Origin of the sequence: Kitasatospora sp. MMS16-BH015 (genome assembly GCF_002943525.1) — a bacterium.
GTDB lineage: Bacteria > Actinomycetota > Actinomycetes > Streptomycetales > Streptomycetaceae > Kitasatospora.
The window spans coordinates 8,035,771-8,056,921 of record NZ_CP025394.1; the positions used below are offsets into that span (position 1 = coordinate 8,035,771).

General features: G+C 72.8%; 19 protein-coding genes and 2 pseudogenes. 5 read left to right on the forward strand and 16 right to left on the reverse strand.

All coding sequences use genetic code 11. The annotated features are described in order from the left end of the window. Positions 1-55 precede the first annotated feature (55 nt). Complete coding sequence (locus CFP65_RS34590) at positions 56-898, reverse strand: alpha/beta fold hydrolase (protein ID WP_104819875.1); 843 nt, start codon at positions 896-898, stop codon at positions 56-58. A gap of 194 nt (positions 899-1,092) precedes the next feature. Here CFP65_RS34590 and CFP65_RS34595 point away from each other — a divergent pair, with 194 nt between their 5' ends. After that, a complete protein-coding gene (locus tag CFP65_RS34595; protein WP_104819876.1) occupies positions 1,093-2,721 on the forward strand; it encodes a tannase/feruloyl esterase family alpha/beta hydrolase in 1,629 nt (542 codons plus the stop codon). A gap of 10 nt (positions 2,722-2,731) precedes the next feature. Here the strand turns inward: CFP65_RS34595 and CFP65_RS34600 are convergent, their stop codons facing one another. The 3 genes and pseudogenes from CFP65_RS34600 to CFP65_RS34610 form a co-directional block, all read right to left on the reverse strand. After that, positions 2,732-3,736, reverse strand: coding sequence for an alpha/beta fold hydrolase (locus CFP65_RS34600; RefSeq protein WP_104819877.1), 1,005 nt, complete (start codon positions 3,734-3,736; stop codon positions 2,732-2,734). Positions 3,737-3,764: 28 nt separating this feature from the next. After that, positions 3,765-3,968, reverse strand: a pseudogene (locus tag CFP65_RS34605) (helix-turn-helix transcriptional regulator); the annotation flags it as partial. A gap of 125 nt (positions 3,969-4,093) precedes the next feature. After that, complete coding sequence (locus CFP65_RS34610; protein WP_371682496.1) at positions 4,094-4,711, reverse strand: VOC family protein; 618 nt, start codon at positions 4,709-4,711, stop codon at positions 4,094-4,096. A 236-nt stretch (positions 4,712-4,947) separates the two neighbouring features. Between CFP65_RS34610 and CFP65_RS34615 the strand changes: the two genes are divergently transcribed. Then, the gene (locus CFP65_RS34615; RefSeq protein WP_104819878.1) at positions 4,948-5,403 is read left to right on the forward strand and encodes an SRPBCC family protein; all 456 of its coding nucleotides are present in this window, start codon (positions 4,948-4,950) and stop codon (positions 5,401-5,403) included. Between the two features lie 89 nt (positions 5,404-5,492). Here CFP65_RS34615 and CFP65_RS34620 read toward each other — a convergent pair whose 3' ends face one another. The 3 genes from CFP65_RS34620 to CFP65_RS39425 form a co-directional block, all read right to left on the reverse strand. Beyond that, positions 5,493-5,894 (reverse strand): ATP-binding protein, encoded by a 402-nt coding sequence (locus CFP65_RS34620; protein ID WP_174805600.1) that lies wholly within the window; start codon positions 5,892-5,894, stop codon positions 5,493-5,495. 79 nt (positions 5,895-5,973) lie between these two features. Next, positions 5,974-7,725: a serine/threonine-protein kinase gene (locus tag CFP65_RS34625; protein ID WP_104819880.1), complete on the reverse strand. Its 1,752-nt coding sequence runs from the start codon at positions 7,723-7,725 to the stop codon at positions 5,974-5,976. Between the two features lie 133 nt (positions 7,726-7,858). After that, positions 7,859-8,047 (reverse strand): hypothetical protein, encoded by a 189-nt coding sequence (locus CFP65_RS39425; protein WP_158702503.1) that lies wholly within the window; start codon positions 8,045-8,047, stop codon positions 7,859-7,861. 45 nt (positions 8,048-8,092) lie between these two features. Here CFP65_RS39425 and CFP65_RS34635 point away from each other — a divergent pair, with 45 nt between their 5' ends. Then, positions 8,093-8,698 carry a hypothetical protein gene (locus CFP65_RS34635; protein ID WP_104819882.1) on the forward strand — a complete coding sequence of 202 codons (606 nt, stop codon included), beginning with the start codon at positions 8,093-8,095 and terminating at the stop codon, positions 8,696-8,698. Positions 8,699-8,915: 217 nt separating this feature from the next. On the opposite strand, the gene CFP65_RS34640 is transcribed toward CFP65_RS34635, so the two are convergent. The 4 genes and pseudogenes from CFP65_RS34640 to CFP65_RS34655 all read right to left on the reverse strand — a co-directional run bounded on the left by CFP65_RS34640 (position 8,916) and on the right by CFP65_RS34655 (position 13,293). Continuing rightward, positions 8,916-11,081, reverse strand: a complete 2,166-nt coding sequence (locus CFP65_RS34640; protein ID WP_104819883.1) for a TerD family protein — start codon at positions 11,079-11,081, stop codon at positions 8,916-8,918. A gap of 97 nt (positions 11,082-11,178) precedes the next feature. Further along, positions 11,179-12,200, reverse strand: a pseudogene (sbnB, locus tag CFP65_RS34645) (2,3-diaminopropionate biosynthesis protein SbnB). Between the two features lie 41 nt (positions 12,201-12,241). Continuing rightward, complete coding sequence (locus CFP65_RS34650; RefSeq protein WP_104819884.1) at positions 12,242-12,442, reverse strand: hypothetical protein; 201 nt, start codon at positions 12,440-12,442, stop codon at positions 12,242-12,244. A 131-nt stretch (positions 12,443-12,573) separates the two neighbouring features. After that, complete coding sequence (locus CFP65_RS34655) at positions 12,574-13,293, reverse strand: G1 family glutamic endopeptidase (protein WP_104819885.1); 720 nt, start codon at positions 13,291-13,293, stop codon at positions 12,574-12,576. Positions 13,294-13,488: 195 nt separating this feature from the next. Here CFP65_RS34655 and CFP65_RS34660 point away from each other — a divergent pair, with 195 nt between their 5' ends. After that, entirely contained in the window at positions 13,489-14,481 is a 993-nt protein-coding gene (locus CFP65_RS34660) for a LysR family transcriptional regulator (RefSeq protein ID WP_104819886.1), read from the forward strand. A gap of 59 nt (positions 14,482-14,540) precedes the next feature. Here the strand turns inward: CFP65_RS34660 and CFP65_RS34665 are convergent, their stop codons facing one another. From CFP65_RS34665 to CFP65_RS34675, 4 genes are all read right to left on the reverse strand, one after another. After that, positions 14,541-17,333 (reverse strand): right-handed parallel beta-helix repeat-containing protein, encoded by a 2,793-nt coding sequence (locus CFP65_RS34665; protein WP_158702504.1) that lies wholly within the window; start codon positions 17,331-17,333, stop codon positions 14,541-14,543. Positions 17,334-17,492: 159 nt separating this feature from the next. Continuing rightward, complete coding sequence (locus CFP65_RS34670; protein ID WP_104821342.1) at positions 17,493-17,984, reverse strand: macro domain-containing protein; 492 nt, start codon at positions 17,982-17,984, stop codon at positions 17,493-17,495. Positions 17,985-18,087: 103 nt separating this feature from the next. Then, positions 18,088-18,231, reverse strand: a complete 144-nt coding sequence (locus CFP65_RS39430; RefSeq protein WP_158702505.1) for a hypothetical protein — start codon at positions 18,229-18,231, stop codon at positions 18,088-18,090. Between the two features lie 121 nt (positions 18,232-18,352). Continuing rightward, the gene (locus tag CFP65_RS34675; protein ID WP_104819888.1) at positions 18,353-18,808 is read right to left on the reverse strand and encodes a hypothetical protein; all 456 of its coding nucleotides are present in this window, start codon (positions 18,806-18,808) and stop codon (positions 18,353-18,355) included. A 177-nt stretch (positions 18,809-18,985) separates the two neighbouring features. Between CFP65_RS34675 and CFP65_RS34680 the strand changes: the two genes are divergently transcribed. Further along, on the forward strand, positions 18,986-19,984 hold the full coding sequence (locus CFP65_RS34680) for a helix-turn-helix transcriptional regulator (RefSeq protein ID WP_104819889.1): 999 nt from the start codon (positions 18,986-18,988) through the stop codon (positions 19,982-19,984). Between the two features lie 414 nt (positions 19,985-20,398). Here CFP65_RS34680 and CFP65_RS34685 read toward each other — a convergent pair whose 3' ends face one another. Then, the gene (locus CFP65_RS34685; RefSeq protein ID WP_104819890.1) at positions 20,399-20,950 is read right to left on the reverse strand and encodes a YceI family protein; all 552 of its coding nucleotides are present in this window, start codon (positions 20,948-20,950) and stop codon (positions 20,399-20,401) included. Positions 20,951-21,151: the final 201 nt, after the last annotated feature.

Below are 21,151 nucleotides of genomic sequence, written 5' to 3' on the forward strand. Positions count from 1 at the left end.
CTCCCGGGGCGGAGGTCGTCGCCGAGCGCCCTCGCCCGGCCCAGTGGATATGGCGTCAGCGGGTGGCGTGGGCGGCCTGTTCGATGATCTCGGTGACCAGGGCGGGGTGGGAGAGGGCGACGGAGTGGGAGGCGGCGACCTCGGTGGGGTGGGCGTGGGCTCGGGTGGCCATGAAGCGTTGGGCGGCGGGCGGGATGTTGCGGTCTTCGGTGGTGATCACGTCCCAGCTGGGGATCGACTGCCAGGCGGCGGTGGTGGCCGGTTCGGTCAGGGCGGACTGGGCGATGGGGCGTTGGGCGGCGGCTGCGAGGGCGGCTCGGCCGGAGGGGACGTCGGCGGCGAACTGGGCCCGGAACTTGTCCTGTCGGATGTACAGGTCGGTGCCGGTGCTGCCGTCGGGGTTGGTGAAGGGCACCGGGTCGAGGGCGGCGGGCAGGGTGGATCCCGGGTAGCGGTTGGTGAGTTGGAGCGCGGTCTCGCCCGGGGCGGGGAGGAAGGCGGCGACGTAGACCAGGGCCTTGACCCGGGGCTCGCCGACGGCGGCCTCGCTGATCACCGAACCGCCGTAGGAGTGGCCGACCAGGACGAGCGGGCCCTTGAGGTGGTCGAGCAGGCTGCGGAGTGCGGCGGCGTCCGAGGCCGGGCCGCGCAGCGGGTTGGCCGCCGCCACCACCGGGTAGCCGGCCCGGCGCAGGCGGGCGCTGACGCCGTCCCAGCTGGAGGCGTCGGCGAAGGCGCCGTGCTCCAGCACGATGGTGGGCTTGGGCTCCCGGTCCGCGGCCGGGGTGGTGGCGTTCGCGCTGCCGGTGACGGCCAGGGCGCCGAGCGCCAGGGCGGCGGCGCCGGCGAAGAGGCGGTGACCGCGCTTGGTGGCGGGCGGGCGCTTGGTGCTGGACAAGGGGATCACGCTCCGAGCGGGAGAAGGTGGGGTAGGGGAAGGTGGTACCGACGGGCTTCACTTTCCCGTGCCGGCGCAGCCGGTGCATCGGTCAGATGACGGCCGAGTGACTGTGCGTCAGATGACTGATGTGGTGGTTGGGGTGCGGCGGTCAGGGTGGGTGGGTCAGCCATCGAACCCGAGGAGTGGAGACCATGAAACGACGGTTCCTGACCGTTGCCGCCGCCTGCCTGCCGCTGGCCGCCGTCGGCTTCGCGCCGGTGAGCGCTTCGGCTGCGACGGCTCAGGCCGCTGCGGTGGCGGCCGGCCCGGCGGCCTTCGGCTGTGCGGCGCCCCAACTGACGGCCCCGGTCGGCACGGTGGTGGAGTCGGCCACGGCCGCTGCCGTGCCGGCCGGGACCTTCCAGGTGCCCGGTGTCCCGCCGCTCGGCGGCTACCCCGTGCCGGAGGTGCCGGCGCACTGCGAGGTGACGGTCATCCTGACCCACCCCGGAGCGGCCGACCATGCCAAGGTCAATGTCTGGCTGCCGCAGGGTGGTTGGAACGGACGGTTCCAGGCCGTCGGCGGCGTCGCGTACGCCGCCGGGGACAACGGTGCCGGGCTCGCCGGTGCCGTCAAGCAGGGCTACGCCGCCGCGACCACCGATGCCGGGGTCGGCGGCGCGCTGGAGACCGGGTGGGGGCTCGACGCCGCCGGGCAGGTGAACACGGCGCTGCTGGACAACTTCGCCGCCCGCTCGGCGCACGAGATGGCGCTGGTGGGCAAGGAGGTGGTGGCTGCGGTCTACGGGCGAGCCGCGAGCTACTCGTACTGGAACGGCTGCTCCACCGGTGGGCGGCAGGGCTACCTGGAGGCGCAGCGGTACCCGACCGACTTCAACGGCATCAACGCCGCTGCACCGGCGATCAATTGGAACCAGTTCGAGGTCGCCACGCTCTGGCCGCAGGTGGTGATGAACGAGACGCACACCTACCCGACCGGGTGCGAGTTCGAGGCCTTCGACCGAGCCGCCGTGCAGGCCTGCGACAAGCTGGACGGCCTGGCGGACGGGGTGATCAACGACCCGGGCCGGTGCGAGTTCGACCCGAGCCGGTTGATCGGCACCAAGCTGCTCTGTGCGGGCAAGGAGGTGACCGTCACGGCGGCCGACGCCGAGGTGGTGCGCCGGATCTGGGACGGGCCGCGCGGCGCGGACGGCAGGCGGCTCTGGTACGGCCTGCCGGTCGGCGCCGACTTCGGCGCGCTGGCGGGTACCACCACCGGCCCGGACGGCAGCACCACGGGCGCGCCGTTCTCTGTCCCGGCCCAGTGGGTGGCCACCTTCGTGGAGCGGCAACCCGGGTTCGACACCGCGCACTTGAGCTATGCGCAGTTCGAGCGGATCTTCCGCACGGCCCGCGCCGAGTACGACGCGGTGATCGGCACCCGGGACGCCGACCTCGGCGCCTTCCGCGACGCGGGTGGCAAGCTGCTCACCTGGCACGGCTCGGCCGACCAGTTGATCCCCACCGCCGGAACGGTGGACTACCGCAGGCGGGTGGAGGCGAAGCTCGGCGGGACGCGGCGGGTGGACGAGTTCTACCGGGTCTTCCTGGCGCCCGGGGTCTCGCACTGCGGCCTGCTCGGCGGCCAGGTGGACGACTTGGCGGCGCTGACCGCCTGGGTGGAGCAGGGCAAGGCACCGGCCGTACTGCACGCCACCCTGCCCACCGCGACCGGCCCGGCCGCCCGCGAGCTGTGCCGCTACCCGATGGTCTCCCGCTACACCGGTCACGGTGATCCGTCTGACGTGAGCAACTTCCGCTGCGTGCGGGGAAGTTGATCGATAGCGGTCAGTGCAGTCGGTCTGCGTCGAGGACGGCCCTGGCGAAGGCGGTCGGGGCCTCCTGCGGGGCGTTGTGGCCGGTGCCGGCGAGGACGCGGTGCTCGTACGGGCCGGTGAAGAGCTTGCGGTAGGCCGTGCCGTCGGTGGAGGCGAGGAAGGGGTCGAGCTCCGGGTCCAGGGTGATGGTCGGGACGGTGATCGGCGGGCGGTCGGCGAGGAGTTGCTCGTAGCGGTCGTAGCGGCGCTCGCTGTCGGCCAGGCCGAGGCGCCAACGGTAGTTGTGCACCACGATCGCGGCGTAGTCCGGGTTGTCGAAGGCGGCGGCGGTACGGGCGAAGGTGGCTTCGTCGTACCGCCAGCCGGGCGAGACCTCGTCCCAGACCAGCCGGGCCAGGTCGCGCCGGTACTGCGGGTCCTGCAGTGCGGCGCGGCCCCGGTCGGTGGCGAAGTAGTACTGGTACCACCAGGTGTGCTCGGCCTTCGGCGGCAGCGGGTGCTGCTGGGCGGGCAGGTTGGTGACCAGGTACCCGCTCACCGAGACCAGCGCCTTGACCCGCTCGGGCCAGAGCGCCGCGAGGATGTCGGCCGTCCGTGAGCCCCAGTCGAAGCCGGCCAGCACGGCGCGGGGGATCCGCAGCGCGTCCATCAGGGCGAGGATGTCGAGGGCGATCGCGGACTGCTGGGCGTTGCGAACGGTGCTCCTGGCGCGGAAGGTGGTGCTGCCGTGGCCGCGCAGGTACGGCACGATCACCCGGTAGCCCGCCGCCGCGAGCAGCGGCGCCACCTCGACGAAGCTGTGGATGTCGTAGGGCCAGCCGTGCAGGCAGATCACCACCGGCCCGTGCGCGGGCCCCGCCTCGGCGTAGCCCACGTCGAGCAGCCCGGCCCGGACCTGCTTGAGCTCGCCGAAGCTGGCGTGGGGGTCCGAAGTGGCCTTGGCCGAAGGGGCGTTGAAGGTGGTGCCGAGTGAGACGGCGGCGGTGGCCTTGGTGAAGGTGCGGCGGTCGATCATGTTCGGTCCTCTGTTCTCGGAGCGGGGATCAGGGGCGGGTGACTGATGCGGTGCGGGTGAGGGCGTCGCGCAGGGCCGCTCGGGTCGTGACGCCCAACTTCGGGAAGGCGTGGTACAGATGCGAGCTGACGGTGCGTGGGGAGAGGTGCAGCCGGGCGCCGATCTGCTTGTTGGTCAGGCCGCCGGCGGCCAGGTCGGCGATCCGGTGCTCCTGCCAGGTCAGCGTGGGCAGTTCGGGTGGTGCGGTGGGTGCGCGGAGGGGGGCGGCGCGGCCGGGGGTGGAGTCGGTGGTGGAGTCGGGTGTGGAGTCGGGGAAATCCGTCATCTGGGGGTACTCCCTCTCGGTAGGGGTGGCGGTCAGCTGTCGAGGCCGGCGGCGCGGGCCAGGTGGGCGGCGTACCAGGTGGGCCAGTCCTCGTCGCGGTGGCCGAGTTCGAGTTCGTACGCGTGGTGGGCGAGGGCGGTGTCGCGTAGGGCCGCCTCGATCTCCTCGGCCGAGCGGTACACGGCGTGGCTGATCCGGCCCGGGCGGCGGGTGGTGACCTCCTGGAGCAGGAAGGTGTTGCCGTCCGGGTCGGCGAAGGAGGCGAAGGAGCCGTACGAGCGCCGCTCCGGGTGCGGGCCGGGCACCCGGTGGGCCGTCCCCGCGTGGTGGAAGACGCCGCCGGCGTCGTGGAACACCTCGCTGACCTCGACCCCGGCGGCCACCAACTCGGCCCGGGCCGCCAGGATGTCTGCCACGATCAGGTGCACGCCCTGCTCGGAGCCGGGCGCGGCCTCCGTCACCCCGCTGCCGATGACCAGTGAGACGGCCGACCCGGGCGGGGTCAGGTGCACCACCCGGAACCCCTCGGGCCCGGCGAAGTCCACGTCCTCGCGGAACCCGATCCGGGTGTAGAACTCCTTGGCCCGGTCCACGTCCGACACCGGGACCACCACGACCTCGATCTTGAACTCCACCATCTGCCCGCTCATCTGCCCGCTCCGTCCGTCTCGCTGACCACCGCTCGGCGGCCACCGATGACGATGCCGGACCGGCGGGCCGGTCGAGCCCGTGCTCGACCCTGGTCACCCCTGGCCCGGGTACGGGCCCGTGCCCGGCCCGGGGCAGGCCCGGGTGAGGGCCAGGGGCGGACACGGGCTCGACGGGGTGGGGCGGCCGGGGAGTCTGGGGTCAGCCGGCGACGGCACCGAGACGAGGAGCAGAGACCATGGCGACCATCCACTTCACCGAGCAGACCACGGCCACCCCCGAGCAGTTCGTGGCCTGCCTGACCGACTTCGGGCCGGGCCGGCAGGAGCTGTTCCCCAACAGCGCGGACGAGTACCTGCGGATCCATGCGACGGGGGAGAGCCGGGCCGAGGTCACCGAGGGGTCGGGCGGGGTGTGGGAGCGGCTGCGGTACGACTGGTCCGACCCCGAGCGGGTGGTGATGACCACGGTGGACTCCAACCTCTGGGGCGGCGCCTCGGGTCACACCTACGCCTTCACCCGGCTGCCCGACGGCTCGACCCGGCTGGACGTGACGGTGGTCCGCGAGGGCAGGAACCTCAAGGGCCGGGTCACCGGCCTGCTGCTCGGCAGCGTGGGCCGGGGCGTGCTGGCCAAGGCACTGAAGCAGACTGTGCGGGCCGTCGAGGCGCGGCAGCGGCTCGCCCGGCCGTGAGGCGCGGGTGGGCTGCTCGGCCGTGAAGGCTGGTGGGCCGTTCAGCCGTTCAGCCGTTCAGCCGTTGAGCCGTTGGGCCGTTCAGTCTTTCAGCCGTGCGGGCGGAAGCAGGCGCAGATGGTCTTGCCGTCGGCCTGCGGGTAGGCCCGCCAGCTGTCGGCGAGCACGGCGACGATGGCCAGGCCGCGTCCGCCGGCCCGGTCCTCGTCCGGCGGACGGGGGGCCGGCAGTTCGGGCGAGTGGTCGTGGATGCTGACGTACAGGCAGTCCCGGTCCCGGAGCAGCACGAGCTGGGCGCTGCTGTGCGCGTGCACATGGGCGTTGGTGACCAGCTCGGAGACGGCCAGCAGCACATCGTCCACGGTGTCCGGCGCCCTGGACGTCCACCCGAGGTCGGCCAGGTGCTTGAGTGTCCAACGTCGGGCCGCGCGTGGCCCGTTGCCCACCGGGAAGCACCGCGCCCACCCGGTGGCGCTCACCTTTCGTCCCATGATCAGCCTCCGTTCTACGGGGTCTCCCTGTTCTTCGTGTACCCCGTGGCACGGACCACGACCATCGCGGCCGGTCGGTTCAGGACTTGACCACCTGGAGCACCTTGCCGGTGGCGCCGGCGGTGAGGTAGCCGCCGCTGCCGTAGTCGTCGGTGAGGTAGTAGCGGATGGTGATCTCGTCGGAGAACCAGCCGTAGTCCACGATCAGGTAGCGCGACTTGGGGTTGGCGACGCCGAGGCGGGTCTTGGCCGTGGCCAGGGTGGCGGGGAGCTGGTTCCAGTCGATCTTGGTGAGATCGACGGTCTTGGCGTCGGACTGCACGGTGCCGGTGCGGTCGCGGGTGACCTTGCCGTCGCGGTAGTCGACCGAGTCGTAGTGGTGCGGGTTGTCCTTCGAGACCACGTCGGCGCTGGCGTAGTCCGGGTAGACCGTCATGTCGGTGATCGTGCTGCTGCCGGTGGCCGCGCTGATCGCCGCCACCAGGCTGCGGGCGCCGTCCGGGGTGAGCAGGTCCTTGCCGGTGGCGGGCACGGCCGCGGTGCTCGGGCTGGAGTCCTCGGGGACGTCGGTGGTGAGGGCGGCGGTGGGTGTGGTGGCGCCGGGCGTCTTCGCCGTGGGCGGGGCGGCCTTCGGGGTGGTGGACTGGCCGGCCGAGCCGGCGGTGGCGTGGTTGCCGGAGTCGAGCAGGCCGGGCAGCAGCGACCAGCCGAGCAGGGCGATCACCGCGACGCCGGCCGCCGCCGCGAGGGCCGGGCCGGTGCGGCGGGCCGGCTTCCGAGCGGGCGGCTGGAGGGGCTGGTGCGGTGGGGTCTGGGCGTAGCCGGTGGGGACGGCGTCCTGTGGCCCGCCGTTGCGGGGAGGGTAGGGCGTGTGCGGCGCTTGTGGCGCGGGGGTGGCCTGGGTCGGGGTGTAGGGGGACGGCGGGGTGTGGGGCGCCGCGGTCGCCTGGGTGGGGGAGTACGGGGTGCCGTGGGCCGTGGTGCCGTCGAGGCCCTGCTCGGCGGCGGCGAACAGGCGGTCGAGCCGGGCGGCGTCCGGGCGGGCGGCCGGGTCGCGGGAGAGCAGGGCGGCCAGGGTCGCGCCGAGCGGGCCGGAGCGGGTCGGCGGGGGGAGGGGCTCGTCGAGGATCGCGGCCAGGGTGGCCAGGGTGGTGGCGCGGCGCAGCGGGTGGTGGCCCTCCACGGCGACGTACAGCATCATGCCGAGCGACCAGAGGTCGGAGGAGGGGTTGCCCTCCTGGCCGCGGATCCGCTCGGGGGCGATGAACTCGGGCGAGCCGATCAGCGAACCGGTGGCGGTGAGGCTGGTGGTCTCGCTCAGGGCGGCGATGCCGAAGTCGGTGAGTACGGGGGTGCCGTCGGTGCGCATCAGCACGTTGGCCGGCTTGACGTCGCGGTGCAGGATGCCGGCGGCGTGGGCCGCGCGCAGCGCGGAGAGCAGGCCGCGGCCGATCCGGGCGGCCTCGGCCGGGGCGAGCGGGCCCTGCTTGATCCGGTCGTGCAGCGAGCCGCCGGTGACCAGCTCCATCACCAGCCAGGGGTGCGGGAGTTGGGCGTTGTCCACGATGTGGTAGATGATCACCACGTTGGGGTGCTGGAGCCGGGCCAGCGCCTGCGCCTCGCGCAGCACCCGCTCGCGCAGCTCGTACGCCGCCGCCGGGTCGGCCGCGAGCATGGCCGGGTCGGGCGGCCGCACCTCCTTGAGGGCCACCTCCCGCTGCAGCACCACGTCCCGGGCCCGCCAGACCAGGCCCATGCCGCCGCCACCGAGCCGCTCCAGCAGTTCGAAGCGGCCGTCGATGAGCTGGGCGCCTGGCCCCTCGGTAGTCATGGCGGTCATCGTAGGGGCTCGGGCGGACAGCTTTTCGACGCAGGTGGGGGCCCTGGGGCCGATCCGTTTCGTGCGAACGGCGGTTCGTGGGCGGAGCGGAGGGCCCCAGGTGCAGCGGGGGCTCAGACGGGGCTCAGGCCCGGGAAGGGGCGGGGATGACGCGCCGGCGGTGGTGTTCCTCGGCGAGGTCGTGCAGGCGGGCGTGGAGTAGGTCGGCCACGGTGGCGTTGGTATCGCCGGATTCGGCGAAGGGGTGAACAATTTGACGGACAGTCAGTTTGTGCGGGGCGGAGATCTGGGTCGTGGCCGACAGGGGTCGCATCGACTGGCATAGGGTCTGATGCCCAGACGAAGGGACGGACCCACCGTGATCTCCGACTACCAGCAACTGCTGCGCGAACGGTTCCGGTCCGTTCCCGTCCTGCCGGCGCCCACTCCTTGGCGCGGGACCTTCGGGCGGTGCACTCCGATCGGCGGGCTGCTCGGCATCGGCTTCGCCACTGCGCCCGAGGACGACCGCGATCTGGTGATGGTGGTTTCGGTCGACGGCCACGGGCTCTTCGACGCCGCTACCGGCGAGAAGATCGCCCGGGAACTCGACCCTGGTCCCGAGGACAGCACCCCCGACGCCGTGCCCGATCTCTCCTGCCCCGGCATCGGCCCGCTCGCCGGGACCCGCGTTCGCATCGCCGGGCTCTTCGGGGGCGGTCTGCACACCACCACTCAGGACGGTTGGACGGTGGAGGTCGTCAGTCCGGATTGGCCGAACGACCGCGTTCTGCTGTCGACCGACGGCGGCATGCCGCACGACGGCCCGCACGGCGAGACCTGGTGGCACATCTTCGACTCCGCTCACTCCGAGCTCCGCGCCGCCGGCTTCTCCCCGTCCGGGCGCACCCTTGCCGTCGCCACCAGCAGCGACCTCACACTCTGGACCCGCCCGGCGGTCGAGGTGGCCGAGGGCGACGCGTGACGCGTGACGCCCCGAGGTGCTGCGCGCGCGGCGGACGTCGGCCGGCCCGGGTGCTGATCATGATGGGAACTGACGCGCTGGCTGCAGGCCGACACGGCGCAGAGCCCCCACCGGATTCGGTGGGGGCTCGGGTGTGGGGAGGAGAGCGGCGGGACTAGTTTCAAGGATTGGTGAGAAGGAAGCCCTGCCATGGCCTCGCCCGAGGGAAAGGTAGCAGTTACTCCGGGATCAGGTCACGGAGGTTTTCCGGGGTGATCACGGTGGAGCCGGGGTGGAGGCCCTCGGGGCGGGTCAGGCCGAGGTAGGTGATCGGGAAGGCGGGGGGCGTCTGGGGGAGCGGGAGGGCGGGGGACATCAGGCTGGTGAGGTAGCGGACGGTCAGGTACTGGCGCTCGACCACGGCTTGGACGAGCTGGGCGACCGAGACGCGGTTGGACTCGACCCGGTTGGCGGTCGGGTAGCCCTTGAGGTGGAGGTGGAGCCACTTCGCGTACCAGTCGTCGCCGTAGCGGGCGAAGACCAGGGGGAGGGCGACCCGGCCGGGGCCGCGGAGCTCGGACTTGGCGCGGACGGTCCTGGGCTCGAAGGGGAGGCCGAGGGCGGCCGGGTCGCGGAGCATGAAGCCGAAGAAGGACTCCGCCACCTCCTCGAAGCCCTCGCCGGAGTAGATGTTGACCTGGGGCACGATGTAGTCGCCGGTGACGGCGCCCAGCCGGAGGTTGATGAACTCGCTGGCGCCGTCGGGGGCTTCGGTGATGTCGCCGGAGTGCTCGCCGTCCATGGTGGTGAGGGCGGTGTAGGAGAGCCAGGAGAGGGTCTCGTACTTGGCGTCGAGCATCAGCGCGGCGAGGTCGAAGTCGGTGCTGCGGGCGGTCTCCTTCCAGTACACGAAGAAGCGCAGGTGCTCGCCTTCCACCAGGAGTTGGGAGCCCCGGGGGAGCACGCCGAGCCCGCCGGTGGTGGCCCGGCCGCTGAGCGGGAGGGCGACGTCGAGGATCGCCGGGTCCACGTAGAGGTGGTCGGGGCGGGGGAGGCGGCGGCGCAGCTCGGCGTCGAGCAGGGTGGTGAGGCGCTCGCGCAGGGCCGGCAGCAGGGGCGGGCGGGTGTCGGCCGTGGCCCAGGCGCCGCCGCGGCGGTTGACGAAGACGCGGTGGGCGGTGCCCTGGGAGGCCCAGCGGTTCTGCAGGTGCTCGCGGACGGCGAGCAGCACGCGGCCGGCCGCGCCGGGGGCGCTGCGCTCGACGGCGGCGAGCAGGGCGTCCTGGTGTTCGGCGGCGGCCGGGTGGCGGAGCAGGCGGTCGAGGGCGCGGAACAGGCGGCCGGGGGCGGTGGCCAACTGCTCGACGGCGCCGGGGAAGTCCTCGGCGGCGAGCAGGTGCTCGACTAGGCTGTCGAAGGAGGGGGCGGGCTCCTCGCCCCGGGCCACGGCGAAGACCCGGGCGGCCTGCGGCCAGTGCGGGTACTCGTGCGGGTGGAGCCGCTCGCCGAGCCGCTTGAACGCCTCGCGGTGGGCGGGCACGTCGGCGAGCTTGGCCGGGGCGGCGGCGGTCACGGCGTCCAGGCCGGCCAGCAGCAGGCGCCGGATGCGGCGCGGGAAGGCGCGCAACCGGGTCGGGGTGGCCAGGGTCGGGTCGCCCTCGGCGAAGGCGCAGGCCAGGCGGAGCACGTCGGTGACGGTGTCCAGCAGCAGCGGGGCGCCCCGGTGGAGGCGGACCAGGTTGATCACGGCCCGGTTCTCCCGGATCGGGATCCGCTCCGGCTGGGGGCCGGCGGCGCACTCGGCGGCGAGGGTGGTGAGGTCGGCCAGGGCCTCCTCGCCGTGCGGGGTGGCGGCGGAGGCCAGCGCCAGGTAGAGGGTGGAGAGCTCCTCGGGGAGGGTGGCACCGAGGTGGAGCACGGTCAGGCGGTCGCCGGCGGTGGCAATCAACTCCTCGTGGGCGGCCAGGAGTTGCTCGTAGCCGTGCTGGTAGGTGCCGTAGCTCGGGAGGGTGAGCAGGTCGACCACGCCGGTGCTCAGCTGGGCCAGCACGGACTCGCGGGCGGCCGGGTCGGCCAGGGCCTCGGCGATGCAGCTGGTCCAGAAGTCGAAGGTGCTCGGCACGTGCAGCGGGAAGTCGACGAAGTACGCGTTGTGCCGGACGTGGTCGCCGAGCAGCTCGCGGACGGTGGCCAGGGTGCGGGCGCCGAGCTCGGTGACGGTCTGCTCGGGCAGGCCGGAGAGGTGGGCGAGCAGCGGGCCGGAGAGCTTGAAGCCCACCGAGAGCAGGGCCGTGTCCAACTGCCGTGCCGCGAACGCCCCTTGACGGGAGGATCCGGCCGGGGCGGGCGGGACGGGGAGGCGGTGGGTGTGCCGGACGACCAGGCGTTCGAGAGCGTGGACCATCCGGGAAAGATCGCAGAGCGGGCGCCCGGTGCGCAAGACGGTTTCGGTGTGCGGCGGCCGACCCCGGGGTGATGTCCCGGGGCCGGCCGCCGGCGGGCTACCAGCGCTCGGTCTCGCCGAAGAAGCCGTCCACCTGGAGGGCCGAGCCCTCCTTCTCGGCGAGGCCGAGGACCAGCGCCCCGACGGCCAGGTCCAGGACGCCGAGGCCGAAGGGGGAGAAGACGATCGGGCGGCTCCGGTCCGGGGTGACCACCCCGTTCAGCACGTCGGCCAGCGTGCCGTCGACGAACTCGCGGTGGCCGCAGGCCTGTTCGGCCAGGTGCGGAGAGGTGTTCGCCTTCATGCAGTGCTCGACGTCGTCCAGGATGTTGCAGGCGCCGAGGATCACCTCGGGGGCGAGGTCGCGCAGCGAGACGTTCAGCACCACCTGGCCGGGGTGGAAGAGCTGCGGGTCCGCCAGGTAGGGCGCGGGGGCGGTGGTGGCCAGCAGTGCCACCTCCGAGCCCCGGACCGCGGCCTCGGGGCTGGATTCCACCACGGTGTCGCAGCCGAGCACCCGGGCCGCGTGTTCGGCGAGGTGGCGGGCGTACCGCTCCTCGCGGTCGTGGACGGCGAGGAGGCCGATCTGCCAGCCCTGGGCGGCCAGGAAGTCCAGCACCGTCCGCGCGATCAGGCCGCCGCCGATCACGGCGAACCGCTCGGCCCGGCGCGTACCGGTGAGCTCCTGGGCGGCCAGCGCGGCGGAGGCGGCGGTGCGGGCCGCGCTGATCTGGGAGGCCTCCAGGAAGGCGAACGGGTAGCCGGTCTCGGCGTCGTTGAGCACCAGGACGGCCGAGGCGCGCGGGATGTTGCGCTGGATGTTGGACGGGAAGGAGGCGATCCACTTGATCCCGGCCACTTGATCCCGGCCACCTGGTGCCGGCCGCCGATCCGGGCCGGCAGGGCGATGATGCGGTCGTCGGGCCGGTCGGGGAAGCGCAGGAAGTAGCTGTCGGGGTTGACGCTGTCGCCCGCCGCGTGGGCCAGGTACGTCTCCCGCACCTCGGCCACGATCTCGGGCCGGGCCTCGGCGATGATCCCGCGGATCGCCGTACCGCCGACGACACTGAGCTCGAACACGTTCTCTCCTCCAAAGACGACGGGTGTGGGGTGACGGGTGCTCAGGAAGGCCGGCAGAGCTCGGCGAAGGCCCGGATCAGGTCCTCGGCCAGGCCGAGGGCGTACGCCCGGTCGCAGTCGGCCTGCTCGAAGAGCACCTGGACGCGGATCGGGTCGGCGTCGATCACGCCGAGGGTCACCGGGTACCCGGTCCGCTCCACCTCGCGCACGGCGGTCAGCGAGGCGGCCGGGCCGATGATCACAGCGCCGGTACGACCGGCTGACCGAGGTGGTGGCGGCCCAGGGCTGGCGCGCCGCGTAGGTCCCGCACGGACCTCACGGGTCGGGGCCGGGCGGCGCTGACGCGCCGCCCGGCCCCGTTTCCCCACCGTCGTCAGGCGTGGCGCCAGGTCATGGCGAAGGCGCTGCCGGAGAGCGCACCGGTGGTGGCCAGGACGGTCGTGCCCCGGGTCACGGTGGACTGGTGGGTGGCGTAGCTCGAGATCGGCTGGCCGTCCACGGTGACGCCGGTGAACTGCATCGGGCCGAACTTCGCCAGGGTCGGCACCGAGCCGGAGCCGATCGGCTCCATGATGGCCTCGGCGTTCACCGAGGTCGAGCTGGAGAGGGTCTTCTGGTACGTCTTCGTCCAGCCCTTGGTGGGGTCGCTCAGGGTCAGCGTGAACCGGTGGCTGCCGTTGTCGGTGACGGTGCCGGTCATCGAGTCGCCGGCCTGGACGGGCTCGCTGAAGTAGATGCTGTTCTGCGGGTACATCTCGACCCAGGTGTTGTACTGCGGCTTGCCGGTGGAGCAGTCGAAGTCGATGCCTATCTGCTCCACGGTGTCGCTGTCCCAGCCGTCCAGGCCGACCCAGGGGGAGGCGATCCCCTTGTTGTTGGTGCAGTCCAGGGCCGGGATGTTCCAGGTGCCCGACACCGTCTTGAACGTGGAGCCGTAAGTGACGTACCCGCCCCAGATGTTGTCCGCGTGCTTGCGGGCGTGGCTGCCGTGGTAGTGCGACGCGGCCGTGGCCGGGGCGGTCGCGCTCAGGGCCGTGGCGAGGCTCAGGGCGGTGGTGGCGAGCAGCGCGAGCGTGCGGGAGCGGGGGCTCATGGGATCTCTCCAAGTGGGGGAGGGAGTGGGGGAGTTCCCGGCCGGGGGACACGCCGAAGTCTGCTCCGGCGGGGCGCGGGCGGAGCAGATGCCAGCTGGCGATAACGCCCGGGTTATACGGGGGCGGCGGGAACCTGCGGGAACCTGCGGTCAAGACCTGGAGGTGTACAGTCAAACTCGCTAGCATCTGACCGCATGAGACTGGGCTTTCACCACCTGGAGGTCCTGGTCGCCGTCGCGGACGCCGGCAGCATCCGCCGGGCGGCTCGGCTGCTGCGGGTCACCCAGCCGGCGCTGACCACCCAGCTGCACCGGATCGAACTGGCCCTGGGCAGCAGCCTGTTCCACCGCCGGCCCGACGGGGTCACCCCGACGGAGGTCGGCCGGTACGCGGTGACCCGGGCCCGCGAACTCCTCGCCGACATCGGCGACTTCGAGAGCACCCTGCGGGCCCTGGCCGAGGAGGACCAGCCGGTCGGGGCGCTCCGGGTGGGCGGGGTGGCGGGGCCGTTCGTGCCGATCCTGGTGGACGTGCTGCGCGATCTCCTCCCGGGCCGGGACGTGCCCACCGTGATGGAGCCGATGGTCGGCACCCTGCTCGACCGGCTCTCGGCCAGCGCCCTCGACGTGGTGGTGGTCCACGAGTTCCCCGGCTTCGAGGTGCGCGCCCCGGACAACGTCGACCTGCAGGTCATCATCGCGGCCGAGCCGGTCTTCGCCATGGTCGCCGAGACCCACCCGGCGGCCGGCCAGCCCGAGATCGCCCTCGCCGATCTGGCCGAGGACGACTGGGTCATGATGACCCCCGACGACACCGGCCTGCACGCCCGCCTCCGGATCGTCTGCGCTGCGGCCGGCTTCACCCCCCGCATCCGCCACGCGGCCAACGACTCCTCGGCCGCCCTCGCCCTGATCGCCGCCGGCCAGGCCGTCGGCGGCCTCTACGCCACCGGCCGCCCGGGCCCCGGCGTCACCGTCCGCCCCATCACCGGCACCCCCCACTGCCGCCAGATCATGCTCGGCTGGCGCCGCACCTCCGAGGCCGCCGCCCTCGGCCCCCAGATCGCCGCCCGCCTCCTCCGGCAGTACTTCGAGCTGGCCGCCGACCGCCCCCACTACGCCGCCTGGCTCGCCGCCAACGGCCGCGAGGCGATCCTCCCGCTCCCGGAGCCACACCCCGGTCGCTGACCCCGCGCACGCCGAAGCCCGGAACCCCTTGTGAGGTCCCGGGCTTCTCCTTTGCGCCGTCAGCCCTTGACGAAGTACCCGAACAGGTCGGCGACGACCTGGGTGTTCCCGTGGAAGTTGTAGACGTCGAACTTCCCGGCCGGGCTCAGCGGCGTGGTCACGTGGTTCGGCACCGTCTGCCCCGGCAGGAAGTTGAGGTTGCTGGTGCCCGGCCGGTCGGCGCCGTCGGCCCAGACCGTCAGGTAGCCCGGCGCGGTCGGCGCCGTCGCGGTCACGTTCAGCACCGCGCCGGTGGCACCCGCCGGAGCACCCGCCCCGACCGCGATCGACTGTCCGGCGCCGAGCGCGCCGTGCCCGGCCTCCCGGGTGTCGACCAACCGCACCGGGGTCGCCGGCTTGAACAGGCTGTCCCCGTGCGGGCCGTAGTACCCGAACAGGTCCACCACCGCGTCCGCGCTGCCCTGGAAGTTGCTCAACCGCACCTTCCCGTCCGAACCCACCGGCACCACCACCTGGTTCGCCACCGTCTGCCCGGCCGCGAAGTTCAGATTGCTGGTCCCCGTCGGCTTCCCCGCCTCCGGGTACAGCGAGAAGTACCCCGCCTTGGTCCCCCGGGTGGCCGTCACGTTCAGCACCACCGCCGTGGCGTCCGCCGGCACCCCGTGCTGCCCGCGCACCGGGAGCTCCACCGGGGATCCCGCCGCGACCGGCGAGTGGCCCGGCGCCCGGGTGTCCAGCAGCCGTGAGGGCGCCTGGGCCGTGAAGCGGTCGCCGACGCCGGTGTTCGGCTCGTAATAGCCGAAGATGTCGATCACCACGTCGGTGTCGCCGCTGTGGTTGAAGACCGTGACGGTGCTGCCGCCTTCGGCCAGCACGGTGACCAGGTTCGGCACCACCTGGCCGGCCGTGAAGTTGACGTTCGAGGTCTTCGGCCGGTCCGAGCCCTTCGGGTACACCGTCAGGTAGCCGCCGCCGCTGTGGCTGACCGCCGTCACGTTGAGCACCACGGCGGAGGCCACCGGGTACTGCTGGTCGAAGACCCGTACGTCGATCGATTGGCCGGGCCCGAGCGTGGTGTGCTGCTGCCGGGTGTCCAGCACCCGCTTGGGCGCCAGCGCGTGGAAGACGCTCGGCCGGTAGCCGACGTGCACCACCTTCGAGGTCCTCGCCGTCCGGCCGCCGCTGTCGGTGACCGTCATGGTGACGGTGTAGTCGCCCTCGCGGGAGTACAGGTGGTCGCTCCACGAGCTGCTGTCGGGCGCGCTGCCGTCGCCGTAGTCGTAGGTCCGGCCGGTGACCGTCCACGGTGTGGTCGTGCCGCCGTCCTCGGCCCAGTACTCCAGCGGGTCGTGGCCGTCGACGATCTTCAGCACCGGCACCAGCGGAGCGTCCGGGCTGACCACCTCGGTGTCCGTGGCGGCCAGCGTGTCGCCGTTCGCGAGGGTGGCGGTGACGGTGTACCGGTACGAGCCGGCCGCGCGGTAGGCGTGCGTCACCTCCGCATCGGTGCCGGTCACCGGCGGGGTGCCGTCACCGAAGTCGTACGCGTAGGAGACCGCCGGGGACCACGTCTGGTACGGCGTGCCGTGGAAGGTCACCCGGGTGTCGACCGGCACCCGCTGCTGGTCGACCCCCAGGCCGGAGACGTAGGTCGAGGTGGTGAACTCGAAGGCGCCCCGGTCGCGGTAGCCGCCACCGTGGCCGGTGTCGGCGGCGGACGGGTCGTCGATCGCGTGGTAGCCGAGCAGGTCCGTCGTCGGCTCGCCCGGCGCGTCCGCGTCCGCGGAGTCGATCGCGGGAGAGGTGGACAGCTGGTCGAGACCCGAGCCGAGCTGCGGGTCGGCCGTCAGGTCGTGGGCGCCCTGGCCGGGGACGGCCTTGGCGAACTCCGCCGAGCCGGCGAACGGCCGATCGGCCCAGCTGTAGACGGGCATGTCGCCCAGCGGGTTGACCAGGTTGTAGTCGGCGTAGGTCCCGGTGGTGGAGCCGGCCGAGACGACCAGCTTGGCGCCGTCGGCGGGATGATCGCAGGAGCTGAAGTTGCGGCTGTCGTCCCAGTTGGCCGCGAGCACGTTGTTCTCGACCGTCGCCTTGCCGGAGCCGCCCTGGAGGGCGATCGCGGGCGCGCACAGGGTGCTGACGGTGTTGGCGGTGACCACCGCGCCCGGGGCATCGGTGATCCGGACCCCGCCGCCGCGCGGGTTGTCGATCGCGTTGCCGTTCACCAGCGCCCCGGTGACGCCCGGGTCGACCAGCACCGAGGCCTGCCCGGCGTACACCCGGTTCCGGCTGACGGCGGAGTCGCTGGTCGTCCCGGTCAGCCGCACGGTGGCGGGAGCGAGCTGCCCGGTGGTGGTCGACCAGATCTGGTTCTGGTCCAGGACCACCCGGGCCGAGTCGCCGACCAGGACCGTCTCGGCGTTCGCGGTCATGCCGAACCCGGAGATCCGGATGTCCTGCACGCCCTTGACCACGAAGGCGTGGCCGACCCGGCCGACGCCGCCTGCGGCGGTGCCGACGATCGGCCGCTGGGTGTCTCGCAGGGTGCCCCCGAGGAAGGTGATCGGCCGCCCCGGCGCGCCCGAGTGCGTGATCGTCACGCTCTCGTCGTAGTACCCGTTCGCCACCCGCACCGTCTGCCCGGGCTGCGCGGCGTCGGCGGCGGCCTGCACCGTGCAGAACGGCTGCGCCGTGCTCCCGGCCGCCGCACCGGTGTCGCCGCAGTGCGCGGCGGTGTTGCTGTTGTCGACGTACAGCGTCGAAGAGTCCGCCACCGCGTACCCGGGCATACCGATGATGCCCAGGACGACACTGGTGGCGGAGGCGAGGCCGGCGATTTTCCGCAGGCGCACGATGACCCCCTGATGAGTTTCCACAGTCCTTCCGGTCAACCCCGACCGCAGGACCGCCCCATCATTCGTCAAACACCCCCGCCCTGTCACTTCTGTATCCATACGAACTTACCGGCCTGGGTGCGACCCCGTCGCCCCCCGGGCCGCTTCCCGGCCCCGTCAGTCGTGGTCGTAGACCGTCACGGGCACCCGGCGCGCCGCCAGCCGAGCCGTCACCAGCGGCTCGATCCGGTCCCAGCGCCCGCCGGCCAGGCCGCAGCCGATCCGCGGCATGTGGACGGAGGCGCCCAGCGCGAGGGCCTGCCCGGCCAGGGTCTGGAGGCCGCGGTCGATGGCCTCGTAACGCACGGGTGCGCCGGAGGAGCGCCCGGTACGGATACCGCGCTGGCCGACCAGGTTCGCCACCCAGGTGTCCGGCGTGACCTGCACCAGCTGGAGCGCGCCCAGGCCGAAGTCGTTCCGCGCCCGCTCCCGGTGCCACCGCCGGTACTCGGCCTCCGGCTCGGGCCAGCGCCGCGACAGCGCCAGCACGAAGCCCTTGCCCCAGCCGCCCAGGTCGTTGCAGACGTGCACGATCACCTTCGGCCCCTTGGCCTGAGGGGACGTCGCATCCCCGCGCAGGTACCGGATGGCGGTGGTCTCGATCTCCATGATCGCCACGGTAACGGCCAGCACCGACAACCCGATCGGTGCTGGCCGTTACCGTGGCCCTGCTGCCAGTCGGGGGACTGGACGGTCTCTCACGGGTGTCGCGTCACCGGCCGAGCAGTTCGGAGGTGAGCCGCCGGGCGAACTGCTCCGCCGTCCGGGCCTGCCGCCGGTCGCGGTCGGCCAGCACCTGCTCGTCCCGGGACCGGCCGCGAAGGCGGGCCGCCGAGGAGGCGGCCCCGTGGAACACCGATCACACCCCGAAGAACGAGCCCGACCCCCTCAGGGCTACGGGGCCCGGCCCGGCGTCGGGCGATGCCGGCAGGGCGTTGGTGGTGGGCCGCAGCGGACCACCACCAACGCTCCGGAGGTCACATGTAGATCGGGCCGGCCTCGACGTCGCCGTAGGCGATCCCGTTGTTGACCACCCAGGTCTTCGAGAACTCCTGGCAGCCGGAGAAGGCGCCGACGCCGCTGCTCGGGTAGGTGTAGAGGGTCGCGCCGCCCGGCCAGATCTTCGTCGAGGTGTCGGTGCCGGGGGTCCAGTTCACCGCGCCGGAGGTCCCGCAGCGGTAGCCGATCTGGATGTGCAGGTAGACGTCGGTGGAGCCGCCGGTCGCGATGACCTTGCCGTGCAGGTAGCCGCTGCTGTCCTGGTAGACGCAGGGCTGCAGGCTGTATCCCTGCACGGTGATCGGGCTGCGGCAGACGTTGTCACCCGGGTGCGCGCTGGCGGTGCCGACGCCGGCCACCGTGGCGGCCGCGGCCAGCGCGGTGATGGCGGTGCCCAGACCGAGGGTGCGGCCGAGCGGGTTGCGGAACTTCATGAGGATCTCCCCCGTTGCGGTTCGGTTCGATGGCGCCCGGCCTTCCGCCGAAGGCTCCGGGCGCCGTGGAACGTGATCCTGGCAGGGCACCGACAGGCGCACGAGCTATTCGACCCTGCTCGAATACTGGTCAAACCGCCGGCCGGCAGGCATGATCGTCCATCCGTTCAGGAGTGGATGGCGCACGGGGGGAAGATGCTCGAGCTGTGCTTCGGAGTGGCCGACATGGCGCGGACCACCTTCACCGTCTCGCCGATGGACCAGGTGCTCGGCGGCCTGGCCGGGGCCGGCCACAGCTGCGTGAGCGGCTCGATCCGGCGCGACCGGTGGTGGCGCCGGGTCCGTCCGCTGGTGCCGCTCGAGGCCGCTCCCCTCCTGGACCTGATCAACGCGAGTCCGGCGGGCATCCCCGACTTCCTCTGCACCGAAGGCGGCCCAGGCCTCCGCAGCCTCGGTGACGAACTTGACGCGATGCTGGCCACCCCCGATGTCCGCATCCGCGCCGACCTCGACTTCTACGGCGACCAGCCCGGCCTCCCGCCGATCGTCCGGCAGTTGCGCGAGGAGGGCGCCCGAGCTCTGCGGCCGGTCGCCGAGGCCGCCCGAGCAGTGTTCCGCTCCTGCCTCGCCCCGGACTGGTCCGACATCCAGCGCAGGCTCGGCGCGGACATCGCACGCCGCTCCCGGACCGCCGCTGACACCGGCACCGGCACCATGCTCGCGGACCTGCAACCCCGCGCCCACTGGCACGGCGACGACGTACTGCGGCTCCCCACCGCCTGGGACGCCCACTGGGAACTCGGCGGGCGCGGCGCGGAGCTGCGCCCCAACCTCTTCCTGCACACCTTGACCGGCCAATCGGACAAGGGCCGGGCCGCAGTCCTGATGTACCCGGGCTGCTCCGGCCCCCAGCCCGCCGCCGCCCCCGACACCGACGGCCTCGCCCTCCTGCTCGGCCCCTCCCGGGCCCGAGCCGTCCGAGCAGTCGGCCAAGGCCCGTGCACCACCGCAGCCCTCGCCACCCGGCTGAGCCTCAGCCCGGCCACCGCCTCCGCCCACGCCACCGCCCTGCGAGCCGCCGGCATCATCGCCACCCAACGCGAAGGCCGACAGGTCCGCCACGAACTGACCCCGCTCGGCCACGACCTACTCCTCCACAACCCCGCCCGGCCCTGACCCCCGAGCCCGGCCCGGCTCCTCGGGCGGCCGCCGCCGCGAGGCCTCGAACGGGAGCTCGCCTCGAGCCCCGACAGGGCGACGAACCGGGTGGCGCGCCGATGTTGTCCGCGGACAACACGGACGCCGGGCGCCGAGAGGTACGTGAAGCCGCTCTCTCACTCCGGCCGCACACGGAGTCGGGGGATGGGGACACGGCACAGTACCTCCAGACCCGAGCCAACGCCGGGGCCTGTCCGACCCAGAACTGCGTCGAACGGTCCGTTGGCTCTGTTCAGGAGTCGCGACAGCGCCTGGAGCTCGCCGGCTCCGAACGCGCTTGCGCGGTGCTCCGCTGTCCCGCCCACGAGCTGAGGGGGCGGGGCAGCGTCTGGGCGGAGGTGGAGGACTGGGTGACCGGGAGGTCAGGTGTTGTTACGACTGCTTGATCGCGGAGACGTCGAACTCCAGGACGACCTTGTCGCCGACGAGCACGCCGCCGCCTTCGAGGGCCGCGTTCCAGGTCACGCCGAACTCCTTGCGGGAGATGGTCACGGCGCCTTCCAGGCCGACGCGCAGGTTGCCGTAGGGGTCGACGGCGTTGCCGGTGTACTCGAAGTCGATGGTGACGGGCTTCGTGGTGTCCTTGATGGTCAGGTCGCCGGTGACCCGGTAGTCGGTGTCGGACTTCTGCTCGACCTTGGTGGTGCGGAAGGTGATGTCGGGGAAGTTCGGCGCGTCGAGGAAGTCGTTGGTGCGCAGGTGCTGGTCGCGCTGTTCGACGCCGGTGTCGATGCTCTCGGTCTTGATCACCACCTGGGCGGTGGACTTGGCGGGGTCCGTGCCGTCCAGGTGCGCGGTGCCCTCGAACTGGTGGAAGGCGCCGCGGACCTTGGTGACCATGGCGTGGCGGGCGACGAAGCCGATCCGGGTGTGGGTGGGGTCGAGGACGTAGTCCCCGGTGAGCTCCGAGATTTCGGTGGTCATGGTGCGGTGCCTCCGTAGGTTCAGGTCCCCGGGGTGGCGCCCCCGGGGCGTGCCGGGCTCAGGTTAGGACGTGGCCGGTCCCTGGCTGGGTCGGACGCACGGGTCGGCGACCAAGTGCACTCTGAACGGTGAACTCGGCCGTTGGTTCGTCTCTGCCGGGGAAGGCCAGGGGCGTCCAGTGGCAGCGGGGCGGTTGGGCGG